The following is a 24335-nucleotide window of genomic DNA, read 5'->3' on the forward strand; positions in this document are numbered from 1 at the left end:
ATTAGAATTGATAATTGTTGAACTTCTAGGAATATCCATGGTTAACAAACCAGGTAACAGCATCTTGTAAGGCTTGTTTAACCGATGATTGAGGTAATCCTAATTCCTTGACCGCTTTGGTTCCATCGTAATACATTGGAAACTGAGACATTTGTACTCCATCTAGGGCTAGAGATGGAGATCTTCCCAGGGGAGCCAACAGAGATTCTTCGATCCAAGCGATAGTTAAAGGTAGCCAAAGAGGAACAGTTTGCTGGGGAGCATTGAATCGAGTAATCGTGGCTAATTCTTCTAATAGACCTTTGAAGCTTAAATTTTTGTGTCCCAAGATGTAACGTTCCCCCGATTTCCCTTTTTCTAAGGCTAATAAATGACCCCAGGCCACATCTCGCACGTCAATTAAATTCAACCCTGTATCTACATAAGCGGGCATTTGACGGCGTAAAAATCTCAAGATGATACTTCCCGTTGGGGTAGGTTTAATGTCCCATGGTCCGATAGGGGTACTGGGATTGACAATGACTATATCTTGACCATTTTGGACAGCTTTATAAGCCTCTTGTTCAGCCCAATATTTTGATTTTTTGTAGTGACCAACTAATTTCTCTACTGGACTTTGATAAGTTTCATTAATGATTTGACCGAACTTTCCTACACCAATGGCGGCGACGGAACTTGTATAAACCGTGCGTTCAATTCTAGCTTGACGGGCGGCTTCTAGAATTGAACGAGTTCCCAAAACATTACTTTGATAGAGTTGGCGGCGATCTTTTTGATAAAGAGAATAGTGAGCTGCAACGTGAAAAAGTATGTGAGTTCCTCGCATTTTTGCAGCCAAGTCGGAGTCATTTAGATCGCCTTCCACCTGTTCAACATCTAGCTCTTTAAGGTTATCTAAACAACTTTGGGGACGTACTAATGCTCGTACTTGATGACCTTGTTGTAATAACAACCGAACTAGGTTTGCGCCGATAAATCCCGTTCCTCCTGTAATAAATGCCTTAATTGTCATTTTCGAAGTAAATTTTTTGTAATTAAATGTACTTTGACTTTTAATTGCTTAGATAAGTATAATCAGCGAGAGACTTTTTGTAAACAAAACATTAAGCTAGAATGTGTTAAGCAAACTCTGTCTTGTTGGATAAAAACTAAAGTTTTTATCATGCAGAAAATAATGCTGAATAATCCTTATCCGTAATTTCTAAATATACTACTTATTGAATAATTTTACGAACTACCTTTAAGCTTTCAGTATTTAACCAGTTCTTGGATGTCTAACTTGCAAATAAATTCATATTTTTAAAGAGACACTTGCTCAGAAAATTAGGATTATCAAAGTTGCGCTGTTTCATTTTTTCTATTTTGTTATTGAAGGTAGAAGTATATAAAGTACTTCCTAGTAAAATCATTATAAATCTATCAGTACTGACTCTTTGATGTTCAATAACACTAAACCTACAACTATTTATAGACCGATAATTAACTAATTTTACACCTATTTTAGAGTTTACTTTGGACTAGACTCCCCAATACAATGTAGATCTTAAAATATTGTAATATCCATAATTATTGTTTAAATTAAATTTTTTTTGCTCAAATTATCATTAATAACGTTCTAATCCTGGCTTAAGAAATACTATCTGAAACTGAAATTTTTAGGTAGGTAATTTGCTCCTAGAACCAATACTCATTGTTAAATGACTCTGCTTTCATTTGAGAAAATTGTTTCTCTTTTATTCAATCATAGTACAATGTTAAGATGAGGGTATCTACCATTTGAATTGATTATAAAGGCTAATTTTATATAAATGCCCTTAGAAACAATTGAAAGCAATCTAACAACTTTACTAAATATTAGATTATAATCAATAGTATAAAGATTTGCTTGCAAAAGCATGAAAATAATAGATTTTTCCATAAATTTAGTTTATAATGCTTTGATTTTTATTACTATAAAAATAGTTTCTCAAAGATTAAAGTTTCGAGTTTATTAAAGTGATATTATCCTCAATTAATATCTCATAAATTCAAGATTTGTAGTCACATTATGTACATCTTCAATGGCTTCTAATGTATTAATTAATTTAAAAATTGATCTGTATTGATCTGGATCATTGACTTCTACAAGAGTATTAGGAATCCATCGTAATTCCACTTCAAAAAAATTAATTTTTTTCTCTTTTAAGGTTTGAGTTAGAGTATCTAAATTAGTAACTTCACTGAAGATTTCAACTCTCATTTTTTCGTCAGATAATTTGTAGGTATCCGCTCCTCCTTCGACAGAAGCTTCAAGAAGAAAATCTTCATTGACTTCTCCTTCAAGGATTATGACTCCTTTTTGCTCAAACATCCAACTTACACAACCTATTTCTCCTAAATTTCCTCCGTTTTTACTAAAAGCTTCCCTCAGATCAGCAGCTGTGCGGTTACGATTGTCGGTTATAGCTTCAACGAGGATGGCCACGCCCCCTAATCCGTAACCTTCATAGCGGATTTCTTCATACATAGTATTGTTATTTTCATAGGTTCCTGCCCCTTTAGCTATCGCCCGTTCGATATTTTCATTAGGAATCCCAGCGGCTTTAGCTTTTTCAATTGCAGTCCTAAGTTGGAAATTAGCGGCTGGATCAGGGAGCCCATATTTTGCTGCCATGATAATTGCACGGGATAATTGGGTAAAAGTTTTGCCTTTTTTTTCATCAACTCTTTCTTTTTGACGTTTGATATTTGCCCACTTACTATGACCTGCCATAACTTTTTAAAAAAATTCTATATACTGTTTTATTTTACTATATTTTAACTAAATTAAAAACAGTTAATTTTTTGTGCGAGAAGAGATTAACTGTTTTTAATTATAATTAGATTTATTTAATTAAATTAGTAGATAAAGTTGATTTATATTACGAACGCTGAGTAGTGTTTCTTATTTTTTAGTATTAATTACTAAAATAGTAAATTCAATAAATATTTTAATATTTGCATATTAAATTTGATGTAATTCTCTATGTTTCTCGATTTAATTTAGTGGTATATTTATTTTAATAAATAAAAACTTTATTTATTTCCTAGATATAATTATACAATTTATCCTCGACATTGAATAAATTGATAAAGATTTTAGATACTTGTTAATACAACAGTTTGTTGAATTGTAGGAATACCAATCCATTTTTTAAAAAACAGATAAATACTAATTTTTTAGCTTTTTTTATTTAAAAAATCAATATTTTTTTATTTTTGCTCCAAATAAATTTTGGTAATATAAATATCTATTAAATAGTCCAATTCAAAATCTAAAATCTAGAAAATAGCTCCTAATCGTTATCTACAATAATAGTAAATATTTTCAATTATTTTACTTCTAAATAAGATTAGATATAAAAATTATTTATATAAATAAAAAGATATATGTTAAGTTATTTTTAACTTGAAATATTAGCGCAATTACTCTTTGAATAAATGAGCTATTTTTTATTTAAATTCTATTTATTAGAAATTGCAATACCTAGCCAATTTATTAATTTTAAAGCTAAAAAACACCACAAATATAAGTTGTTATCAATAACAACTTATATTTAAATACCAGTCCATTAAATTGATTTTGATAATCTCAAAAAAGAACTTATGTTTAGAAAACATACTATGAAGTCATTTGAATAAATGAGTTTAGTTTTTCATATTACTTTACCGATTGGAAAACTAAATTATAGTAGGAAAAGATAATTAACAAAACTTTTACTACATTCTCTTATCTAATTCTAGAGTAAACGCTGAAATAATAATAGTCTTCTTACTTAAGCGTTTAAAATACCAAATACAATGGCTGCTACCAATACCTTTAAAAAATTATCAACTTCTATTCCAATCGATAATCGAACGATAATCAATAAATTAATAGCAGTTAATAATCAGATAATTAAGATATCCATAACTTATTTTTTTTAGTCTACATAAGATTACAAGAAAAAAAGTTAAGTTTATTTTTATTTTAAATGTCAATCTCAATTGATTTAAAATCATGAAAATAGTTCAATTCTTTTAATTAAATATCATTTATCAAAATTAATTTTGTATTCACCTACTCTAAGTCCTTAAATTTTTTTTAGAAAAAGTCTCTTACATATCTCGATAGTTAAAAGACTTAGCATTATCTCCTGAATAAGTTGATACAATGTGAGCGTCTCCAGTCACTTGATATTTATAGGTGACTAATCCTTCTAATCCTACCGGGCCTCTAGGAGGTATTTTTTGAGTACTAATACCGATTTCAGCCCCAAAACCGTAGCGAAACCCATCGGAAAAGCGAGTTGAACAATTATGAAATACGCCGGCTGCATCTACTTGATTTAAAAATTTTGTAGCGGAAATATTATTTTCTGTGATAATTGCATCAGTATGTTTTGAACCATAAGTATTAATGTGGGCAATCGCGTCTTCTAAGGAAGCTTCAATTTTAATTGAAAGAATAAGATCACTATATTCTGTTTTCCAATCTTCTTCTGTTGCAGGCATTATATCGATTAATTTTTGACAGATTTTATCTCCCCTTAATTCGACATTATTTTCTTTTAAAACTTGAGCTATCTTAGGTAAGAACTGAGGAGCAATATCTTGGTGAACTAATAAGGTTTCAATGGCATTGCAAGCTGCAGGATATTGAGTTTTAGAATCTACTGTTATGGCAATTGCCTTATTCAAGTCTGCCTGTCTATCAACATAAAGGTGACAAATTCCATCAGCATGACCTAAGACAGGAATATTAGTATTTTGTTGAACATAACGAACAAAACTATTAGATCCTCTAGGGATAATTAAATCGACATAGTTTTCTAACGCTAATAATTCTTTAATTTCTTCACGGGTAGTCAGTAAATTAATACTGTTGTGATTGACGCTAGTCTTTAAAAGTGCGTCTTGGATGACTTTAAATAAAGTTTGACAGGAATTAATTGCTTCTTTTCCTCCTTTAAGAATTACTCCATTGCCAGATTTTATGGCTAAGCTAGTAATTTGAATTAAGGCTTCAGGTCTGGATTCAAAGATAACTCCTAATACCCCCAACGGACAGGTTTTTCTTTTCAAGATTAACCCCTGATCCAACTCTCTATGGACTTGAATTATCCCTACAGGATCGGGCAATATTCCAACATTTCTTACACCCTTAATTGTAGCTTTTAATTTAGTTTCGTTAAGTTTTAAACGGTTATACAAAGGTTGAGAAATTCCTTCTTTTTTAGCAATTTTACAGTCAGCTTGGTTCGACGTAATAATTTCAGGAATTGTGTTTTCTAAGGCTTGCGCTATGGCTTCAATTGCATTATTGCGCTCGTCTATAGATAGTAATTCTAACTGACGTGCAGCTTCACGGGTTTTCTGAGCAATTTCTGCCAAAGATAAAGCTTTGATTGAAGTTGAAACCATAGAATTTATAAAAAATTAAAAATTAAAGTTCATTTTGATATACTATCATATCTAAAAAAAACAAAACATTACTATTTTTTACTTATATCTTTAATATTTTTTTATATTTTTATAAGTAAAGAAGAAAACAGAGTAGATAATAAAATTGTTGAATAGTAGAGACGCAGATCAGAAACATTAATTTTGTTTAAATAAACATAAAATTTTATGGTTAACTTAGGAATTAAGTCACCTCAATCCAATATTTTGATTTTCAGTTATTGCGGTTATTCTAGCCTAGCTGTGACAAAACCATAATTTTAAAAAGCTCCAAATCTTGCTTTATAAAATCTGCAAGATTTCAAAAAAAATTTTTGGAATTACAGTATGTAGCATCACCACCAAATTTAAATCATCAATCTTAGATATTTAAATACTATAAAGTTAGTAATTAGATATCAATTAGTGTGATATATAAAAATAATTTTAAATATCACACTATATAGAATCTGTGATAGATTTATCTCTATAAAGATAACTATTAGGCTAATTGTTTAGATTCTCTTTTAATAGAAATTAAGCATATTTTGCTAGACAGTTATTTAAACAAGATAAAAACTGATTGTAATAGATATTCTTCCCATTATATTGATATATAGTGTATTAGTAAGCCTCCTGGTCAATCAAATAATTTTTTCTTTTTTAATAAAAATTGTATATATCAACAAATTAAAAAGATATTTATTCTAAATAAGAGCTAATAAAATTATAAAAATAGAACCAATATAATTACGAATTGCTTGTCTTATATCAAGATATAAAATACTATATATTAACAATAGATAGAAATTATTCAACCATACAAAAGAAGGAAAATATTTTAAACTAAATTAGTAATTTAATAAATATGCATCCAATCTATTACTTTATTTCATCACTTAGGCTATTAATATTGAAAGCGTAAAAAGAGCTAATTGTGATTTTATATTGACTAATAAGCCCTTGATATATCTTAAAAGTTTGTTTTTTTGTCAAAAACAAACTTTACTAAAAACAACAATTTAATATAATTTCTCTTATTAAGAAAATAATACACATCAGTTTTAGTGGATATAGAAACTAAAAAATCGATGGTTTTTAAAAAAAAGTAATAAAAAAATATTGGCATAATATTCATACAGTTTTATTTAGTATTGATTTTCTTAAGTAGAAGAGGTTATCATGTACTACTATACAATAGTTTTATGTAGGACAATTGATATATACGTATTAAAAACCTAACGTAAAATCTAATTGTTATTGATATTATTGCCAAAGTTAGTTCTCTTAAGGATAGAATCTAAAAAGTTTTTACTATCATCCTAAGTGCAATAAAACTATATAGATTTGTGGATGCTTCATAAAAGTGACATCAAAAAAAATTTTTTGATGTCATGAAATAGATTAATAAAGAGTGAGACCACCAGACCAAGTGTTAAAACAGTAAAAAAGTATTTTTTTTTAATTACTGTTAACTTAGTATATCTAATCTTAGAAGATCTAAAAAATTTCAAAAGAAAATTAAAAATCGACTTATAGCTTAAATCTAGCTCGTTAAGAATTAAAGACTTCCTATATGAAATTAATTAAGAGCGATTACTTTTGTTAAATCTTACAAGAAAACCGCCCGAATAAATAATTTTTCAACACTACAGAACAATTTTGTGCTTTGATTAATAGCTAGACCATCTTTTAAATGAAAGGAATATTATGAATACTAGTAAAACTAAGGCAGATCTGTGGATTAATGAAAATATTACCCCTTGGGATATTTATAGTCATGGGATTAAAGAGATTTTAGTTTATAAAAAAACTCCATATCAGGAGATGTATATTGTTGACAGTGAGTCCTATGGTAAAGCATTAGTCTTAGATGGAAAATGGCAATCCTGTGTAGGAGATGAGTTTATTTATCATGAAAGTTTAGTACAACCAGCAATGATTACCCATCAATTTGTAAAAAAAGTCCTCATTTTAGGTGGTGGGGAAGGGGCAACTATTCGGGAAATTTTACGGTGGAAATCTATTGAGAAGGTGACAATGATTGACATTGATGGAGAAGTAGTAGCTGCTTGTCAAAAACATCTCCCTGAAATGCACCAGAACTGTTTTGATGATCCACGAGTAGAATTAATTATCGATGATGCCTTAGAAGTCTTAGATAAAATCTCCAGAGGATGGGACGTCATTATATCAGATTTATCTGATCCCATTGAAGAAGGTCCGTCATTCCCATTATTTACCAAGGAATATTTTGCTAGGCTGCAGAAAGTTTTATCTCCTCAGGGTTTAGTAATTATTCAGAGTGGTCAAGTTTCTCCTCCATTTATTAAATATCACGCCCGTTTAGTAAATACTCTAAAAGCTGTTTTTTCTCAGGTTAATTCTTATTGCGCTCCTACCCCTACTTATGGTTCTCCCTGGGGTTTTGCTATCTGTGGAAATCAAGTTTTAAATACTTTCCCTGATCCAGTTTTTGTTGATAACTTATTAGCAACAAAAACGACAGGGGGATTACGTCTAATTGATGGACAAACTTTATTAGGAATGTTACAAACTCCTCTTTATATTCGAGACGCAATTGCAAAATACACGGATATTTATACTTTTGATAAACCACCTAAGTTCTTTAGTTAGTCATTTTGAAGTCAGCCTTTGATACTAGTATATTTTTGAGCTGAAATCACATTATTATCTGGATCTAATAAAATTAGACTTAGAGCAAAATTAGATTATTATATTCTTAATTTAGCTTTTTAAACAATTGTATTTTACGTCTACTTATTGCCTTTAGTTTAATCAGATATGAGTCTAACAATAAATATCTATGTTAGTTATCGACTTTAATCATATCCCCTGGGTGTAATCATCCAACCCTTATGGTTATAAGTACTAGAATTACCAATAATAACTGTGGTTAACATATCAATGGTAAAATTTAGCATCTCTCCAAGAGAAGTTAAGGTTATCTTCTCATCTGGACGATAAGCAGAACGAACTAAAGCTACAGGAGTTTGAGAATTACGGTATTTCAAAAAAACTTCTTGTACATAAATAATTTGTTTAGTTCTTGTTGGTGATCGTGGGTTATAAATAGCCGTAACAAAGTCCGCCTTTGCTGCTGCTACTAGCCGTTTTTTAATTACTTTCCAAGGAGTTAACAAGTCACTTAGACTAATAGCACAAAAATCGTGCATCAAGGGTGCACCTACCCTTGACGCTGATGCTTGCAAAGAAGTAATTCCTGGAAATACTTCTACTTGAGGTATGTTACCATCCCAATTTATTTTTCGTAGTTCTTCTAACACTAATCCTGCCATCCCGTAAATACCACAATCTCCTGAAGATACTACCGCTACTGTTAACCCCCATTCTGCTAATTCTATCGCCCTAGTAGCTCGTTGTTTTTCTTGAGTAATCGGTAATGCTTCGATAACTTGTCCAGGACGTTGTAAAGGTTTAATCAAGTCTAAATATAAAGAATAACCAATAATTACATCCGCTTGAGTAATAGCTATTTTTGCCGCTGGAGTAATTTGTGCTAAACTTCCTGGACCAGTTCCGATTAAATACAGTTTTCCGATTCTTCCAGTATATTCTATGCTGGATTGAGCAACTGCTATCGTTACTGCACCTTCATTCTCTGACTGAATAATTTGTTTAGAGACTAAAAGAGAATTAAGAGAAGAATCAGCTGCAGCAATAGCAGATGCTTCAGCAACACTAGGAGTTCCTACCTCTTGTTTAACAATAGTTGAAGGATTAGGAACTTCTATTTTTATCAAAATGTCAGCAGGAAAAGTTTTTAAAGGCAATTGTCTTTTTTGACAGTATTGTACTAATCCAATTTCATCATCTTTTACGTCAATTGTTGCTATTCCCGCTATAGCATCAATCGCTAAATTATACTGTTTAAATACTTCATGAATTGCTTTCTCAATTAAACTTTCAGAAGTTCCCCTAACACAACCAATTCCGGCCCATAAAATCCGAGGATGCCATTGTACTTTAGAAGAATTTAAGTCAGATGAAAATTGTCTTTTAGTGGCACTGATCCAAATCTGTCCAGGAAATTTAATAGCTTTATTAGATTCAGAAAATCCAAAATAAAAAGGATGATTAGGAGGTAAATGAGCTTGCCAAAGAGTTGAACCAACTTCTTGAATAACTTGTACTGTTTCTCCACGAGCAATAAGGCTACTAACTGCTGTCCAATTTCCCTCTCCTTTGCGCCAGCCAAAAGGTGATCCTAAAACATCAATTCCTGGTAAATATAAATTGTTAGTTGCTCCTGTAATAATAGGAATTGTATTGAGTTGATGAGCAATTAATTGAGTTAAGTGATCTGCTCTTCCTTGATGTCCACTGCATAAGCTAATTACAAACTTCCCTGTTGGATCAATCACAAGAATAGCTGGGTCACTAGATTTATCATTTAGTAAATGAGAAATTAACCGAATTACTGCTCCTGTTGCTAATCCAAAAATAAAAACTTTGTTCTGGCTCCAAATAGAAGTTAAATAGTCTTTAAGGGAACCTTGATAAACTTGAGAATTCTTTAGTCCAGTTTGGTGACCTGGAACATGAAGAGTCGCTCCAATTTGTTGACATAATGGGTGTAAAGTTTTGATAGATTGAGGAGTCGTTGCGATGACGGCAATGGGACAAAAAGGTTTAAATGGAGATATCATATGTGAATTAATAATTAATAGTTATTGCTTATTAAGCGATTACTTTTTTAGTTTTATTGAAGTTTTGTATATACTATATACTGACTTAAATTATATATAATCCGGATGGAATCGCCGTTGTGACCTATAAGGAATTGTGTCTGTTGTTATTCTCGGTACTAACGAGTACCATGGGACAGTTATTGTTAAAGCTAGGGGCAACTAAGCTAGGTAAAGTCAACGCAGATAATGCGGTTAGTCATATTCTGAATATAGTCATGACCCCAGAATTATTGGCTGGATTATCCTGTTATGGGTTGGGATCTATAGCTTATATTCTTTTATTAACCCGTGTTCAACTGAGTATAGCTGGTCCTTCTGCGGCGTTAATCTATATTTTTTCGGTTTTAATTGGCTATTTTTTCTTTCAAGAGTCAATCCCTGTATATCGTGCTTGTGGGTTAGGATTTATTATTTGTGGGGTTATTTTAGTGGTTTGGAAAGCTTAAAATTAATCTCTATAGCACTTTAGACTGTTAAGTGAGGTATCTACGGGACTTAACTGCTTTTGTTTCCTTTGGACTTGCAACTTTTAAAATTGTTCTCTTGTGCAATCGATAGAGGTTATGCTACTATAAATAACTGTTGAGAAAACCGCGGGACTGTAGCTTAGTGGATTAGAGCGCGTGGCTACGAACCACGAGGTCGGGGGTTCGAGTCCCTCCAGTCCCGTATTTATTAAAAATTGACAAAGTTAAGATTAATTATTCTTCCAGACTAATATTTTTTTAACTGCTGACTTTGTCTTATTATTTTCTAGTATAGAAAAGTTGAGTTAGCAGATCTAGTCAATTCTTCTGAACAAATTAATGGTGTAGGTAGAGTCCGAGCATTTACGGGATTAGTCGAAATTTGTCGCAAATAGGGACTGTGAACAATGAAACAAACCCCTCCAGGTTCTGGTTGAAATAACTGGTTTATGTTTGTGGCTCCCTCAAACTTGTTGTTAGTTAAGATTGAATCCCTAGAAACTTGTTTATCTGTTATTAAATAGGGTAAAAAGAGTTATAGTCTAGTCTACCTGACCGATCTAAAATCATGAGGAATTATCCTCCTAGAAACTAGTAAAGGCAACCAACCCTCAAAGTTAACTTATCCATGAAAGTTGATTATTTAACGCCACAAACCGCTCAAACTCAATTCTTGGAAGTGCCAACTCTTCCCCCTACAACCTGCCAACCCTGGCTGGGGTTAATCGAAACCTATCGCCCCTATCTCCCCGTAAGCAAAACAACCCCAGTTATAACCCTTCTAGAAGGAAACACTCCCCTTATTCAGGTTCCTCATATTTCCCAACAAATTGGGCGCGGAGTTAAGGTGTTGGTTAAATATGACGGGTTAAACCCTACAGGAAGTTTCAAAGATCGGGGCATGACTATGGCGATTTCCAAGGCTGCTGAAAATGGAGCCAAAGCGGTAGTTTGTGCTAGTACCGGGAACACTTCAGCAGCAGCGGCTGCCTATGCTAGACGAGGTAATATGCAAGCATTTGTCATCATTCCTGATGGTTATGTTGCCCTGGGAAAGTTGGCGCAAGCTTTGCTTTATGGGGCAGAGGTGATCGCTATTGAAGGGAATTTTGACAATGCTTTAACCATCGTCCAAGAAATAGCCGAAAATTATCCCATTACCCTGGTTAATTCTATTAACCCCTATCGTTTAGAAGGGCAAAAAACCGCGGCTTTCGAAGTCGTAGATTGTTTAGGAAATGCTCCCGACTGGTTATGTATTCCTGTGGGTAATGCAGGGAATATTAGTGCTTATTGGATGGGATTTTGTCAATATCATAGTTTAGGGAAATGCGATCACCTACCAAAAATGATGGGGTTTCAAGCTGCAGGATCCGCACCATTCATCAGTGGTCAACCGATTGAAGCACCTGAAACTCTAGCAACAGCTATTCGTATTGGAAACCCTGCTAATTGGGATAAAGCTTGGGCAGTTAAAGAAGCTAGTCTTGGCGAATTCAACGCTGTCACTGACCAGGAAATTCTAGAAGCTTATCGCTTATTAGCCTCTCAAGAAGGAATTTTCTGTGAACCGGCTAGTGCCGCCTCTGTAGCCGGATTATTAAAAGTCAAAGATAAAGTTCCTAGCGAAGCAACAGTGGTTTGTGTGTTAACAGGCAATGGACTGAAAGATCCTGACTGTGCAATTAACTATAGCAATAATCAGGTTAAATCGGGAATTAAGCCCCAATTGCCTCTTGTTGCCGAGGCGATGGGATTTTAATCCTCAGTGTCGAGCTTAATTCTCTATGCTTTTTATAAAAAGCTAAGAAAAATCTTAGACATTTAATACCAATTTTCTAAATTTTAGCTAACTATTTTATAGGGATCAATAGCTATTGAACTCTATAAGATATGGTTTTAATGAGATTTAAAAATATCGGTTGTTATCCTCAATATTTAAGTAACAATACGATAAGGTTGATGATTGTCTAAAATAATAACTGTCAACAATCAAGACTACAATAGTTTTTTAAAAAAAAGTAGAAGACAAAGCTAACTTATCTTTTTGTCTTAAATAAAAATAATGGTTTTCGGATAGGTAAATATAAGCAACCAGTCAAGCAAAAAAGTTAAAAAAATAGTTCTAAATAATTAAATTTCTCAAATCTTTAATCTAAGAGATGTTTTTAAGTTGATCCTTTTTTTTAGGGTTACCAGCTAAATGTTCTAGTAATATCCCCAATGATTTTTTTGAAGGACCACTTTAGCCGGGGAGCTAGAAGACTTGTATCATGAAATTTATCAACATATAGAATGGAGTTATAACGAAGAAAAATTATAGTTATAATAAAGTCTTTTATAATTAGAAAAAATTTAATATCAAAATAATTTACTATCAGAAGCTGCTGATATTTTTTTCTTTATTGTAATTATAATTACAATAAAGAAAAAAACAAAGACATACAAAATATATTTAAGACTTAATATTATTAAAGTTCTTATGTTTGGGAATAAAACAGCAATTACATAACATTGATGCCAGTGTTGTAAACATTAAATAACAAATTAAAATTTTTAAAAATTCGCATTTTTTTACCATCATTGGATTCAACACAATTATGGCTGTTCTCTATATTAATTTGGGATAGAATTCTTTACTTACCCGTACTGATGGTATCATTTTAGGAGTAGAAATAACTTTGTATCAAAGTACAATTGTAACAAGGGAATATAGCATTCCTGCAGTTTATAGATATCTCCAATACTACTTAAGTTTCAAAAGATGGACAATGAGGTATTCCAGAAATTTTAGATGATTAGAGTTTCTTTAACGAAGATCATATTAAAAAGGTTTTATGTCTAGCCTGTACTTATAATAATCTTTATCAACATTATGACAAATTCATCAAAAAAAACTCAATCTTTACTCAAAGAACTAAAATTGTTTGATTGGATTGCCCTAGGGTGTATTGTCATTCTTAGTTTGACACTAGGGGTAGTATTAGTGAGAGGAGAACAAATTCCCTTGCGGGTCAGTTATTTTAGTTGGAGCGGAAAAAAAATTGGGTTACAAGATAAAGCCTTTAGAATAACTTTCAACCGTCCTGTAGATAAGGATAGTGTTGAAAAATATCTATCTATTGAGCCTCCCCTTTCTGGGAAAATGAGCTGGCAAGGACGCCAATTAACTTATACCTTAGATAATCCTCCAATTTACGGGACAAATTATCAAATTAAGTTACAAAATGCTCACAGAATTTACGATCAGGAACCGATTGAACCATTTGTGAGTTTATTTAGCACTCGTGATCGTACCTTTGCCTATATTGGCATCACTGAAGAAGAACGGGGGCGACTGATTCTCTATAACATTACTGATGCTAATCAACCTAAAAAAACAATCTTAACCCCTCTGGATCTAATCATCACGAATTTTAGAATTTATCCCAATGGTAATAAAATTCTGTTTAGTGCCTATGAACCTAGTCTCAGGGGTAAAACATTGGTAAACCAGCAATTATACACGGTCACTACGGGTTTACAAGTTTCTCCTAATGGTGTTGAAATGCCACAAGCTGGAAGACTCAAACGCATCCTTGGCACAAAAGACTATCAAAATTTGAGTTTCGACCTATCGCGTAATGGTCAAAGTATTGTCATTTGGCGAATTAATCATAAAAATCCAGCTGATTCAGGATTATGGGTTATTTCTGACGGGCAAAAACCCAGACCATTAGGAGTTCCTGGAGGAGATTTTGTTATTTCTCCCGATGGTAAGCGTGTGGTTATCTCTCAACGAGGTGGAGTGGGAATAGTTCCTTTAACTTCTGATGGGGGATCGTCAGAGTTCTTAACAGGGTATGAAAAAAGTCTAGGATTTTCTGCCAATGGGAAGCAAATGCTTCTGGTTAGAGATAATCGGGATTATACGCGATCGCTAATACTTATCAATCGAAACAAAAAAAAGCAAGAATTATTCCGTACCCTTTATCCAATTATTGACTGTGAGTTTGAACCTAGGGAAGAAAAATTGCTTTACTGTCTTAAAACTGACTTAGTTGAGGATAAAAAAGGTAAATATCGTGAAGAACCTTTTCTTTCAGTAATTGATATGGAAAAGACAGTAGATTTCCCCCTACTTGCTTTACCTAACTATCGGGATGTTCAACTAAGTATGTCTCCTGATGGAGTCGCTTTATTATTCGATCAAGTAGCGACAACGGTTCCAAAGTCAACCAATGATTTAATTACCTCAGAACAGCAGGCAATCGCTGATGGACAAGTGTGGTTACTCCCTCTACCTGAGTTAAAAGAATCAGACAAAACTCTCAAAATTAAACCGGAAGAACTAGAAATTGGGTTCAAACCACAATGGTTGCCTTAACGTTTTGTTCATGGGTTATCCGTTAATTTTATTAATGTTTGTAACAAGATATTTCAAGAAATACCTTAAGTTTCCTAGTTTCTTCTCCAGAGATGGTAGTCTTAGTCCAGAACTGGATAATAATACACTAAAGTGAGTGAACAGTAGTTAACAGGAAGTTTATTTCCCGTATTCATATCGAAGCTCCGGGTTGTTGTTGCTTTAATAATTGCTTTGGTTCTTAGATTTCTAGCTTTTCATTTATTTACGGAACTTTATAAGTAGAATGTTCGTTTTATAAAATAGTCAGCTGCTCATTTTGATAGTTAAATTCAAGAACAATTCTTCTTTATTCTTATCCTTTGAAAAACCGTGTGAGCAGTCTACAAAGTTAATTGTCAGCATGTTTGTTGACTGATTACTGTCCAGAGTTTTTTATTGATGATTTTTCATAACACAGTTTAATGCTTATGGCTGCACCCCAGATTTTAGAAACTCATCGAAGTTCCAATTTCTCTTCTGTCCACCGACGTCGTCACAAACCGAATCGGAAAGAAATTCATCTTCAGGCTCAATGGATGACTGCTGAGGTTAAAGTTAAACTGGTCGTTAATGGAATTTTGTCAGTTCTTGCAGCTTTTACCTTGTTAAGGTTGCTTCCTTATCAGTTTTTACAACAGGAAAAACTGAAGGAAGTTCGAACTCAGGTCCAAGAAACAGAAAGACGGGTAGGGAAGTTGAGAAAAGATTTTAGCCGTAGTTTCGATCCACATCAAGTTAAACAAGTGATGCAAGAAAATAGCCCCTTAATTGACCCCAATCAACGGCAGATTTATTGGAAATAATTTTTTTATTATTATTTAGACAATAATCGAGATGTTACGCAGAAAAGGCTAATCGAGTCTAGTTTTTTTAGGCAACTGGATTTTTCTAATAATTTTTTCCATTGGTTATCTTGAATTTTTCAAAATTTTTTCTAAGAAATAATTACTAGATGAGGATTAATAAATTTACCCTCATCCCTCTCAAACAATATTTAACTTTAGTGATTTTTTTGTTAGATCAAGTCAAGTTTAACTATACTTCGCATGGTGTAAATTTGTGGAAGATTTTAAGAATAAAAGATTTATATAAAGAATTATTGGAACTAATCTTAAAAGGAGATATTATCCCACAAATGTTATTGTATATACTGAGTAACCCATACTTCACTCTTAAGAATTTATCTCAATAAATCTTTAAAAAATTTTATCAAAAAATATCAGGCTGTGAATTAATTCATGTTAGAGTCATCAATGAATATCTCAAGTTAAACAATCGTCTTGAATTTCGTTATTTAATCCAAACTATAAATACAAAATAATTAATACTTAGATAATAGTCCAGGTACTATGAGCAGATCCTGGGATTAATTTCATGACTCAATCGAAGCGGGTGAGGGGAATCGAACCCCTATCATTAGCTTGGAAGGCTAAGGTTTTACCACTAAACTACACCCGCAAACTAGCTGTAGGCTCACCTAGCTCATTTGGGTAAGAATAACATGAATCTTAAATACTTGTCAAGGTCTTGGTGAGAACTTTCCAGACCTTGAAGAACAAGTACTTGACTAAGTCGCTTTAATTGCATCTGATAAGGTCTTCCAACGAAAATAGCGTTCTCCCCCCATTTCCACAATGACCTTAATCCGAGGTTCAATAGAGGGTAAATTAGCGAGATATTCCAATTCAGTTTTGGATAGAATATATCCCTCTAAAATCCATAATATTAATCCCTTAGACTTAGCTGGTAAGTTTTCTAGTTGATACGCAGCAATGGGAGGAACAAAATATATAGGGCCAACAGCCGCATCTTGTCCAATATTCTTTTTACCCAAATGGGGAGGACGAACTCCATGAATGCCCATCAAATAGGCACTAACATCACCAAGTCCCTTAGCCGTTAAAGAAAAGCTATTATAGCCATTGGCTCGTAAACGTCGTTGATAACGCCCTTCAAAGCCCCCTTCTAGGGGGGCATATACTGCTAATGCGCCTGATCTTTCCAAAGCATGAACTAATCCTTTTCCAGTCTCTAAAGCGCGCAGCAATCCTTTTCCGATGGTTAGCAGTGCCATTGCAGTCCTAAAAAAATTCCTTTATTGATTATAAGGGAATCCTTCCCGTTAAGAGGAAGATTTAAACCTTAACTTTAAAGTTAAAGGAGTTTGACTGAATATACTCATAGCCACTCGTCCCAATAGATTCTAATGTTTTAGGCAATTTTACCACGCTTGTTGTCCCAATTACTCTCGTTGCTAATGACTATAGAAGTTAATTTTCCCTAGGAACAAAGAAATAAAACGCACAGGACCTACGTTAGAATCGACTATGTAAAATGGTTCTTGGAGGAGTAACACTCGGCTCACTTCAGCAGATACTGCTTGAGAGTTGAAATAGCAAAGAAAGCTAATGGTATTAAATACCACACCAAACTGATCGTCAGCCAACTGAAGAAATTCCGTATTCCCTAACAGTAGATTAAACGAGGATAATATCGATTATTTTGGCGGACTTATTCTGACAAGAGAACATGAGAGATAAGTCCAAGCTGAATCGCTTTAGATCAGAAAATTATTCTGTAAGATGACCCAAAACTAGACCTATTCCATAACCAAAATCAAGAATTTGGAAAAGATGGAAGAGGCTTACATAAAAAATAACTGTTGATGGATTGTCTAATAAAAAATTCTTCTTAGTAAGAAATTAAAACTGGGTACTTAACAATCAAAAAAGCTTTTTTTAGTCAATACGTTTGTCTTCATGTAGTTGTTAAGAACATTAACAACTAATTATTGACCTCAGTCATTTCAATTACTCTTTCTTCAATATCTTTAACCAAAAAATTGAGAGGTTGATTACGACGAATTTTGTATTTTAAGCGTCTTGATTGGACTCGCATTAAAATGTCTTCTAAACATTCATGGTCAAAACAAACATGGCGTTGACGGTTTTTGTGTCCATAACTAGCCCCAGCAATAATATGCAACTGAGCATTTCTTTTTAATTGATACCAAAGTCCATCAGAATTTCTGAAAGCTGCTGCTGTTGTTGGACTAGGGGTAGTGATATACAAAGAATCAAGTGCCTCTGTCCCTAAAGTCCGTTCGTAATTGTAATAGTAATGCAAGGGAACTTCCGCGACGGGTAATTCTAGCAAGCCCTGATAAAATTGTCGGGCTATTTCCAAATCACAAACCATAATAGTGTAAACTTTGGGTGCGCTGGTGAGAAACATCCACATTGCTAAACCATAGGATGCTAGTAGCATTACCATAATGCCTTGGGTTGAAAAAAGACTATCAATGGGCAAAAACATCCCTAAATAATAGTGGTGTAGAAAAAAATTGGTCTCAAAATCCATAGAATATAATTGATATAAATATATCAGATTTTTGTCTTGATTAAGCAACTGAAAAAAGAGCTAAATGTCAAGAATGACAACTTAATGTTATCTATTCAACTATAACAATAGTCTTCATTTATTGAGTTAAGCTTTGTGTGTGAGTAATAGCTAGCAGATATATTTCTTATCTTCCTCATGAGATTTAAAAAATCTTAGAAAGTAGGCAAGAACAAATTTAAAAGGTATGACATCAAGAAAAGTAGGATAAATTTTATCAACTTGTATTTTGATTAGACGAGATAAATTATACTAAGTTGTTGGTTATTTGTTACTATTTTTGTTGTTATAGGGAGTTCAGTTGGTTTAAGCTCCTCTTCTTTGCTGATTGCGTAGAATAGTTTTTCCGCGGGTTAATAACTCCATATTCTTTGTAAAATCGGTAGTTTGAGTTCAGAAGATCGTCTCTCGTTTCAAATTACCCCCCAATAAGATTATTTGCTTTAGAAAAACTTCCAATAGTTAGCAATTTATCATTTTCAAATATAGAAATATGTCTTTTTAGATTTCTTCAAACATCCTCGTTCAAGAAAACGTTGTATCAAAGACAAATCTCAGTTCAGTGAATTTTTGTTACCTGACTTCCCAAAATGGTGATTGCTATTGTACTACAATGGTTTTTTTTATTCCATTACCTGAGAACAAAGCAAAAAGCCACCAGTATTTTTCCAGGCGATCCAAGATAAAGTCGTTCCCAAAGAAAAATTTAAACTCACTAATGAACGTTCCATTAAGATAAATATCTATACCTGGTCAAGAATTAATTTGTGACATCGAAACTGAAATAATTACAGTTAGAGTCTGTCTATTTAGTGAATAAGCGAGTCTATGCACTGGGAGTTAGCCATTCTAAATCTGATTCTGATTCTAGATCAACGAGAGCCTTTCCTAATGTTCTTAAATTAATTGATCGGTGATATTTTGCCAGTCTTGAGAATTTTCGAGCAGTTTGAGGAAAACCAAACCCTTAGGATAATCGAGCTTATGTTGAAAGATTATAGTTACAAAATCGATCAACTCCTGGTGCTGTAACTGTCGATAGCAATCACAATATTTGATCATTATTACTTAATAAAGGAAACCTACCGTATCCCCTAAAAACTGGGGTACCTTTTCCAATCTTTACTATAGAGTTCCTCATAGAGGCGTCAGGATAGCGAGGATTAGAATAGGAGGCAATTATAAACAGATACAGAGACTGAGATACTTGAGGTGCAATAATTTTTATTTCATTGGATTTCATCATAAGTTGTCATTAACTACTCAATTAAGTCTTGTAGACTGGGGTCGGTAAAATTCATAGTGGTTTGGGCAGTTCATTGCAGAATGGGACTACTGACTTGGGCGATCTTTAAAGAAATATAAGTTTTTATAATTGATGATGACTTCCTTGGGTTTAAAATTTTTTTGTTTACGAAGAAAAAAAGAATTTTCCTTATTTTAAGTTTTCTAATTTGATACGAGGATCAACTGCTTTTAGTAATAAATCTGCTAATAAATTCCCCACAATCAACATAGTTGCTCCCATGGTTAGACTTCCCATAACTAGGTAAAGATCTTGTGCTTGAACTGCCCCTAAAATTAAAGTACCTAATCCTGGCCAATTAAAGAAAAATTCTGCAATAAATGATCCCCCTAACAAACTAGCAAACTCGAATCCCAGTAAAGTAATTAAGGGGTTAATGGCATTGCGCAATCCATGAACATAAATAACTTTATCTTCAGATAATCCTTTTGCTCGTGCAGTTTGAATATAATCTTGTCGCATTACATCCAACATTTGCCCACGCGTCAAGCGCATTAACCCGGCAAAACTCGTAATACTTAAGGCGATAGTTGGTAAGATCATATGCCATCCAATATCAAATATCTTCCCAATGGGAGATAATTCTCGATGATTTAAACTTATCATATCCCCCACAGGTAAAATAGGAGAAACATTCTGAGCCAAAATTAATAATAATAATGCCGTAATAAAACTGGGAAATCCCTGTCCTAAATAACTAATCACTCGCAGAATTTTATCAATCAAACTGTTCTTTTTGACTGCACTCAATATACCAAGAGGTAAGGCGATTAGCCAAGTTAAAATAATCGAAGCTATACTCAATAATAATGTTGCTACAATTCGTTCATTTAACAAGGAAATAACTGCACGATTAAAGACAAAACTTTCTCCAAAATCAAAATGAGTAATAACTTGAAATAACCATTTACTATACTGCTCATACCAAGGTCTATCTAAGCCAAAACGTTCGGTTAAACTAGCCAGGGTTTCGGCAGAAATATTAGGATTTTGTTTGAGGGTATCAAGATAATTTCCAGGGGCGATTTGAATAATAAGAAAACTAAGAAAAGAAGCTAGCAGTAAAGTAAAAAGTCCTTGTAAAATTCGTTTTATAACATAAAGATTAGTCTCACTGGTTAAATATTTTTTTAGTTTTATTAAAAGTCGATCAGACTGAAAGAATGAGAAAGAATTCATAGGTCAGTAAATTTATACACTGTGAATTTCGAATTTCTGTTAATTATAAACATATTAGACTAGTAGTAAATAACTAAATTTTAAAAGGACTTCTGTGGAGAAGATATAAGATTAATCTAAATTAAATAGGAGATATAGCTAAAGGTTATTGTCCTAATAATCCACTAAGGTAATAATTGGCACATCAGGAAGTTTTTGACGACCTTCTAAGGCTTTTAACTCGATGATAAAGGCAAATCCCAACACCTCACAACCAATTTTATCTAACAAATCTACTGTTGCTTTAGCGGTTCCTCCCGTAGCAATTAAATCGTCAACAATAAGCACCCTATGATGATCAGCTAAGGCATCTTGATGAATTTCAAGTTTATCGGTTCCATACTCCAAATCGTACTCAACTTGATGAACTGCCGCTGGAAGTTTACCCGGTTTACGGACAGGGACAAAGCCCGCCTCAAGTTGGTAAGCCAAAGGAACTCCAAATAGAAAGCCGCGAGATTCCATTCCCACCACATGATCAGGCAACAAACTCTGATATTGACATTTTTGGCATAAGGTATCTATGGTATAGCGTAATCCTTCTCGGTTACTTAGCAGAGTGGTAATATCTCGAAACATAATCCCGGGTTTAGGAAAGTCGGGAATATCCCTAATCAACGCTTTAAGATCCATAAGTTATGTTCTAAATTTGTTTGCAATAAGTCAAAAATTACTTTATACAGACTGTCAACATAAGTTTCTACTTAAAATTTACGATTTTATCATTAATTAATTTTAGCAATGTATAGAGGATTTTTAGTGCTGAATAACTAAGTTAAACAATATCCATTTGATAAAAATTAATCTTGCCTCACTAAGCAACAGTTATTTCTAGTTAACTATCTGACGAGCTTTTTCGTTGTTTTTCATAATTTGTCTAAGTAATTAGTGATGTTCCACATAATCCAGTGTTTTTGCGTCTCAAAAATCTACCGTCTCAATAAATAAAAAATCCAAATACTCTCAAATATAACTCACCTAATTCTTAAAAGATGGCTTTATTTTTTTGTCTTAATATAAGTTGTTTAACCTATAATGTATGACCTTTATTGGAATCGAGTATCATTCTTCTTTCCTTTGAAATTGGTAATCGGTGCAGTTCTAACAATTAGGTTAATAGTCAGCTAATTGTCTCTTTTGCCAGATATAGTTAAAGCAGACAATAAACCAATGATCAAAACACTAAGCTATTCTGTAAGATGAATTCCACTGTTAGTATAATGTCCGATTCGAGTTCTTCTACTAAGTTTAAACCTGTGATTTTAGATGTCCTGCCGGATTTTCCTATCTCTGGCCAACGATGTGCTGTGCGACTTCAACAACGGATTGATTTATTATTATTGGCGATCGAAGCCTTGGAAAGGGGAGCATCAGAACGGATGCTCAAAACAATTCAACAACTACAATTTCAGGAGATCATTAGAAATAGGATTGTTTTATGGCGTTTACGATGTACTAATCCTTTGCGGCGTTCCTATACCCGTGAAACCCTAACTCTTATTCAAGCTAAAGCATTAGTAATTATTGCAAGTCATCAAGCAAAACCTTTAACCGTTCAGATTCGACAACTTTTATTAGCTGAACAACAGATGAGACAAAAAGGACTACCAGTCAATTGTCATTTTCTGTTAGCGGAATATTTAGACCAATTTCGTGCTCATTTTCAGAGTCGGATGAATCCTCGTCGTGCTAAAGTTTCAGTCTATCTAACTTCCAATGATGAATTAAATAAATTAGCTTTGTTTTTATTAAAACAACTTTTGTTTTGTACTGGAACCACCGGAATACAAAGATTTTGGATTAGTTTATTCGATGGAGAGGTCGCATGAATATCAAACGACAATATAGCTTACCGAATTGTACCTTAATATTAGAAGGGTTGAGTGATAATTTTACTGGAAATGATTCCCAAGATAATCGCCCTCTTTTATCAATCTTAGTCAATGTTGAATGTCGTTTTGTGGGGACGTCCCAAACACTCCAGGGGGGAAGGACGTTTCTGGAAAATTTAGCCAACGCAGTCAGTGCTTATGCCCAAGAATATCTTAGTGGTATTCCTCACCCTCAAGATACCCAAGGGAACGAAGATTTTATTAGCCTTGAAAAAATTGAAGACACCGATCTTCATCGCTTAAAATGGCAACCTAGTACACAGATGAATCAATTTTGTGTAGAGTTAGAATTAAACACTGTTCAGTTATTTGATTTGGTTGAAAGTCTTGATCAGTTTTTCGCTGATAGTCGAACACTCCCTGATTTTAGTTTGCAGTTACACCCAATATCTCGACGATATCGTCCCCCTGATGAACCCTTACGACAACGGGCAGTTCCGGCTACATTGGGAATAGGGAGTGTTGCCTTGATGTCTTTAATTTTATTTTTCTTTCCCATTCCCGAAATCCGTGAACCAGAACCAAAACCACCTGAAACATCCACTAAAACTATCCCTAAGAATAACTTTTGACCTTATTTCAATGCTAAATTTGACGAGATTTAAAAAGATGGTTGTTATTTTCAACGTCTAAGTTAGAATACAACAAAGTTGACGATTATTTAAAACAATAACCGCTAACAATAGGAGGCAAGGACAACTCACCTTTTAACGCTAAATCAAGGTACAGTTTTTTCAGTAAATAGATCTGAGAAATTAGTAAAGTAGGAAGGTTAACAAAACAGCTCAAAACACTTAAATTTTTCAAATGTTCTATCCGAGATGTACTTCTAAATTGGTTATCTTCAATCAAAGAACGCTGATGAAATGAAATTCCATCAATCAGTTTCACTAACTTTTGCTTCATCTGCTGTCGATGGGGAGAAATTACTTAAATTTCTTGCTGATAAAACTTTATTAAAGAGTCCTTACGCAATGCTCTTAAATTTCTGACGCTATACGATACTATTTTAGTCCAATTCAACTAAATCTTCACAAACTTAGTGTGCTTTCTTTGCTATGAGACCGATTGCAGGATCATATCAGAGTAGAATAGTACAGTAAAATCATTGCCCTAGGCATAAGTTCCATAAAGCGATTTTATTTCACTAGATATAGGACATACTTCTTTGCAATGGGGAAAACCCTGTAATATATAAAATTCTTTAAAGATTAAATGTTCTGAGCAAGAACAAGCAATTACAATGATGACAATTTCGCCTGTTCTCGTTTGACAACAGCATTTTTCTTCAACACTCAAGGAATAGAATAACAATACTGTTCAAACTTTTGATGAAAGTGCTCTGGATCATAAAATATTTCCGTAGGATCAAGACGAGATTGTAGAGCCATAGCACCAGACCAAAATTGATAAATACTACTTCTGGTATAGAGCTGTTGTTACTTTTTCTTTCCTTGAATTTTCGTCGAACTCACATTCTCCCGATAGCCTAAA

At 33.2% G+C, this 24335-nt stretch carries 19 protein-coding genes and 2 tRNA genes; 9 read left to right on the forward strand and 12 right to left on the reverse strand.

Features of this window, described 5'->3' with window-relative positions; all coding sequences use genetic code 11:
• Positions 1-25: 25 nt before the first annotated feature.
• From hpnA to proA, 3 genes are all read right to left on the reverse strand, one after another.
• Positions 26-1012 carry a hopanoid-associated sugar epimerase gene (hpnA, locus tag RGRSB_RS01190; RefSeq protein ID WP_119259480.1) on the reverse strand — a complete coding sequence of 329 codons (987 nt, stop codon included), beginning with the start codon at positions 1010-1012 and terminating at the stop codon, positions 26-28.
• A gap of 999 nt (positions 1013-2011) precedes the next feature.
• Entirely contained in the window at positions 2012-2752 is a 741-nt protein-coding gene (locus tag RGRSB_RS01195; RefSeq protein WP_119259481.1) for a YebC/PmpR family DNA-binding transcriptional regulator, read from the reverse strand.
• A gap of 1364 nt (positions 2753-4116) precedes the next feature.
• Positions 4117-5421, reverse strand: coding sequence for a glutamate-5-semialdehyde dehydrogenase (gene proA, locus RGRSB_RS01205; protein WP_119259482.1), 1305 nt, complete (start codon positions 5419-5421; stop codon positions 4117-4119).
• 1728 nt (positions 5422-7149) lie between these two features.
• Here proA and RGRSB_RS01210 point away from each other — a divergent pair.
• Complete coding sequence (locus tag RGRSB_RS01210; protein ID WP_119259483.1) at positions 7150-8076, forward strand: spermine/spermidine synthase domain-containing protein; 927 nt, start codon at positions 7150-7152, stop codon at positions 8074-8076.
• Between the two features lie 206 nt (positions 8077-8282).
• On the opposite strand, the gene cobJ is transcribed toward RGRSB_RS01210, so the two are convergent.
• Positions 8283-10130, reverse strand: a complete 1848-nt coding sequence (cobJ, locus tag RGRSB_RS01215; RefSeq protein WP_119259484.1) for a precorrin-3B C(17)-methyltransferase — start codon at positions 10128-10130, stop codon at positions 8283-8285.
• Between the two features lie 119 nt (positions 10131-10249).
• Between cobJ and RGRSB_RS01220 the strand changes: the two genes are divergently transcribed.
• The 6 genes from RGRSB_RS01220 (at position 10250) to RGRSB_RS01245 (ending at position 15829) form a co-directional block, all read left to right on the forward strand.
• On the forward strand, positions 10250-10618 hold the full coding sequence (locus RGRSB_RS01220) for an EamA family transporter (protein WP_119259485.1): 369 nt from the start codon (positions 10250-10252) through the stop codon (positions 10616-10618).
• A gap of 149 nt (positions 10619-10767) precedes the next feature.
• A tRNA-Arg gene (locus RGRSB_RS01225) sits at positions 10768-10841 on the forward strand.
• A gap of 426 nt (positions 10842-11267) precedes the next feature.
• Entirely contained in the window at positions 11268-12401 is a 1134-nt protein-coding gene (gene thrC / locus RGRSB_RS01230) for a threonine synthase (RefSeq protein WP_119259486.1), read from the forward strand.
• A gap of 1113 nt (positions 12402-13514) precedes the next feature.
• Positions 13515-15005, forward strand: coding sequence for an Ig-like domain-containing domain (locus tag RGRSB_RS01235; protein WP_119259487.1), 1491 nt, complete (start codon positions 13515-13517; stop codon positions 15003-15005).
• A gap of 174 nt (positions 15006-15179) precedes the next feature.
• A complete protein-coding gene (locus RGRSB_RS10670) occupies positions 15180-15269 on the forward strand; it encodes a photosystem I reaction center subunit XII (protein ID WP_119260902.1) in 90 nt (29 codons plus the stop codon).
• Positions 15270-15454: 185 nt separating this feature from the next.
• Positions 15455-15829 carry a slr1601 family putative cell division protein gene (locus RGRSB_RS01245; protein WP_119260903.1) on the forward strand — a complete coding sequence of 125 codons (375 nt, stop codon included), beginning with the start codon at positions 15455-15457 and terminating at the stop codon, positions 15827-15829.
• Positions 15830-16413: 584 nt separating this feature from the next.
• On the opposite strand, the gene RGRSB_RS01255 is transcribed toward RGRSB_RS01245, so the two are convergent.
• From RGRSB_RS01255 to RGRSB_RS01280, 7 genes are all read right to left on the reverse strand, one after another.
• Positions 16414-16484: transfer RNA gene (locus RGRSB_RS01255), tRNA-Gly, on the reverse strand.
• Positions 16485-16593: 109 nt separating this feature from the next.
• Positions 16594-17070, reverse strand: coding sequence for an NAD(P)H-quinone oxidoreductase subunit N (gene ndhN, locus RGRSB_RS01260; RefSeq protein ID WP_119260904.1), 477 nt, complete (start codon positions 17068-17070; stop codon positions 16594-16596).
• A 210-nt stretch (positions 17071-17280) separates the two neighbouring features.
• Positions 17281-17472 carry a hypothetical protein gene (locus RGRSB_RS10380; protein WP_232014544.1) on the reverse strand — a complete coding sequence of 64 codons (192 nt, stop codon included), beginning with the start codon at positions 17470-17472 and terminating at the stop codon, positions 17281-17283.
• Between the two features lie 338 nt (positions 17473-17810).
• Positions 17811-18386, reverse strand: a complete 576-nt coding sequence (locus tag RGRSB_RS01270; RefSeq protein ID WP_119259489.1) for a glyoxalase-like domain protein — start codon at positions 18384-18386, stop codon at positions 17811-17813.
• A gap of 936 nt (positions 18387-19322) precedes the next feature.
• The gene (locus RGRSB_RS09930) at positions 19323-19487 is read right to left on the reverse strand and encodes a hypothetical protein (RefSeq protein ID WP_172582006.1); all 165 of its coding nucleotides are present in this window, start codon (positions 19485-19487) and stop codon (positions 19323-19325) included.
• A gap of 373 nt (positions 19488-19860) precedes the next feature.
• Entirely contained in the window at positions 19861-20910 is a 1050-nt protein-coding gene (locus RGRSB_RS01275; protein ID WP_119259490.1) for an ABC transporter permease, read from the reverse strand.
• Positions 20911-21063: 153 nt separating this feature from the next.
• Positions 21064-21582 carry an adenine phosphoribosyltransferase gene (locus RGRSB_RS01280; RefSeq protein ID WP_119259491.1) on the reverse strand — a complete coding sequence of 173 codons (519 nt, stop codon included), beginning with the start codon at positions 21580-21582 and terminating at the stop codon, positions 21064-21066.
• Positions 21583-22148: 566 nt separating this feature from the next.
• On the opposite strand from RGRSB_RS01280, the gene RGRSB_RS01285 reads away from it, so the two are divergent.
• Entirely contained in the window at positions 22149-22778 is a 630-nt protein-coding gene (locus RGRSB_RS01285; protein WP_119259492.1) for a DUF3038 domain-containing protein, read from the forward strand.
• Complete coding sequence (locus tag RGRSB_RS01290; RefSeq protein ID WP_119259493.1) at positions 22775-23413, forward strand: DUF4335 domain-containing protein; 639 nt, start codon at positions 22775-22777, stop codon at positions 23411-23413. Before RGRSB_RS01285 ends, RGRSB_RS01290 begins: the two co-directional genes overlap by 4 nt.
• Positions 23414-23498: 85 nt before the next feature.
• On the opposite strand, the gene RGRSB_RS01295 is transcribed toward RGRSB_RS01290, so the two are convergent.
• Positions 23499-23747, reverse strand: coding sequence for a hypothetical protein (locus RGRSB_RS01295; RefSeq protein WP_119259494.1), 249 nt, complete (start codon positions 23745-23747; stop codon positions 23499-23501).
• Positions 23748-24335: the final 588 nt, after the last annotated feature.

The organism is cyanobacterium endosymbiont of Rhopalodia gibberula (assembly GCF_003574135.1).
Lineage (GTDB): Bacteria > Cyanobacteriota > Cyanobacteriia > Cyanobacteriales > Microcystaceae > Rippkaea.

Excerpts from the sequence above, each read along its gene's own strand:
- RGRSB_RS01270 (WP_119259489.1), bottom strand. The coding sequence starts at position 18,386 with ATGGATTTTGAGACCAATTTTTTTCTACACCACTATTATTTAGGGATG.
- RGRSB_RS01285 (WP_119259492.1), top strand. The coding sequence starts at position 22,149 with ATGAATTCCACTGTTAGTATAATGTCCGATTCGAGTTCTTCTACTAAG.
- thrC (WP_119259486.1), top strand. The coding sequence starts at position 11,268 with ATGAAAGTTGATTATTTAACGCCACAAACCGCTCAAACTCAATTCTTG.
- proA (WP_119259482.1), bottom strand. The coding sequence starts at position 5,421 with ATGGTTTCAACTTCAATCAAAGCTTTATCTTTGGCAGAAATTGCTCAG.
- RGRSB_RS01295 (WP_119259494.1), bottom strand. The coding sequence starts at position 23,747 with ATGAAGCAAAAGTTAGTGAAACTGATTGATGGAATTTCATTTCATCAG.
- RGRSB_RS01235 (WP_119259487.1), top strand. The coding sequence starts at position 13,515 with ATGACAAATTCATCAAAAAAAACTCAATCTTTACTCAAAGAACTAAAA.
- RGRSB_RS01245 (WP_119260903.1), top strand. The coding sequence starts at position 15,455 with ATGGCTGCACCCCAGATTTTAGAAACTCATCGAAGTTCCAATTTCTCT.
- RGRSB_RS09930 (WP_172582006.1), bottom strand. The coding sequence starts at position 19,487 with ATGATCAAATATTGTGATTGCTATCGACAGTTACAGCACCAGGAGTTG.
- RGRSB_RS01280 (WP_119259491.1), bottom strand. The coding sequence starts at position 21,582 with ATGGATCTTAAAGCGTTGATTAGGGATATTCCCGACTTTCCTAAACCC.
- cobJ (WP_119259484.1), bottom strand. The coding sequence starts at position 10,130 with ATGATATCTCCATTTAAACCTTTTTGTCCCATTGCCGTCATCGCAACG.
- RGRSB_RS01275 (WP_119259490.1), bottom strand. The coding sequence starts at position 20,910 with ATGAATTCTTTCTCATTCTTTCAGTCTGATCGACTTTTAATAAAACTA.
- hpnA (WP_119259480.1), bottom strand. The coding sequence starts at position 1,012 with ATGACAATTAAGGCATTTATTACAGGAGGAACGGGATTTATCGGCGCA.
- RGRSB_RS01195 (WP_119259481.1), bottom strand. The coding sequence starts at position 2,752 with ATGGCAGGTCATAGTAAGTGGGCAAATATCAAACGTCAAAAAGAAAGA.
- RGRSB_RS01210 (WP_119259483.1), top strand. The coding sequence starts at position 7,150 with ATGAATACTAGTAAAACTAAGGCAGATCTGTGGATTAATGAAAATATT.
- RGRSB_RS01290 (WP_119259493.1), top strand. The coding sequence starts at position 22,775 with ATGAATATCAAACGACAATATAGCTTACCGAATTGTACCTTAATATTA.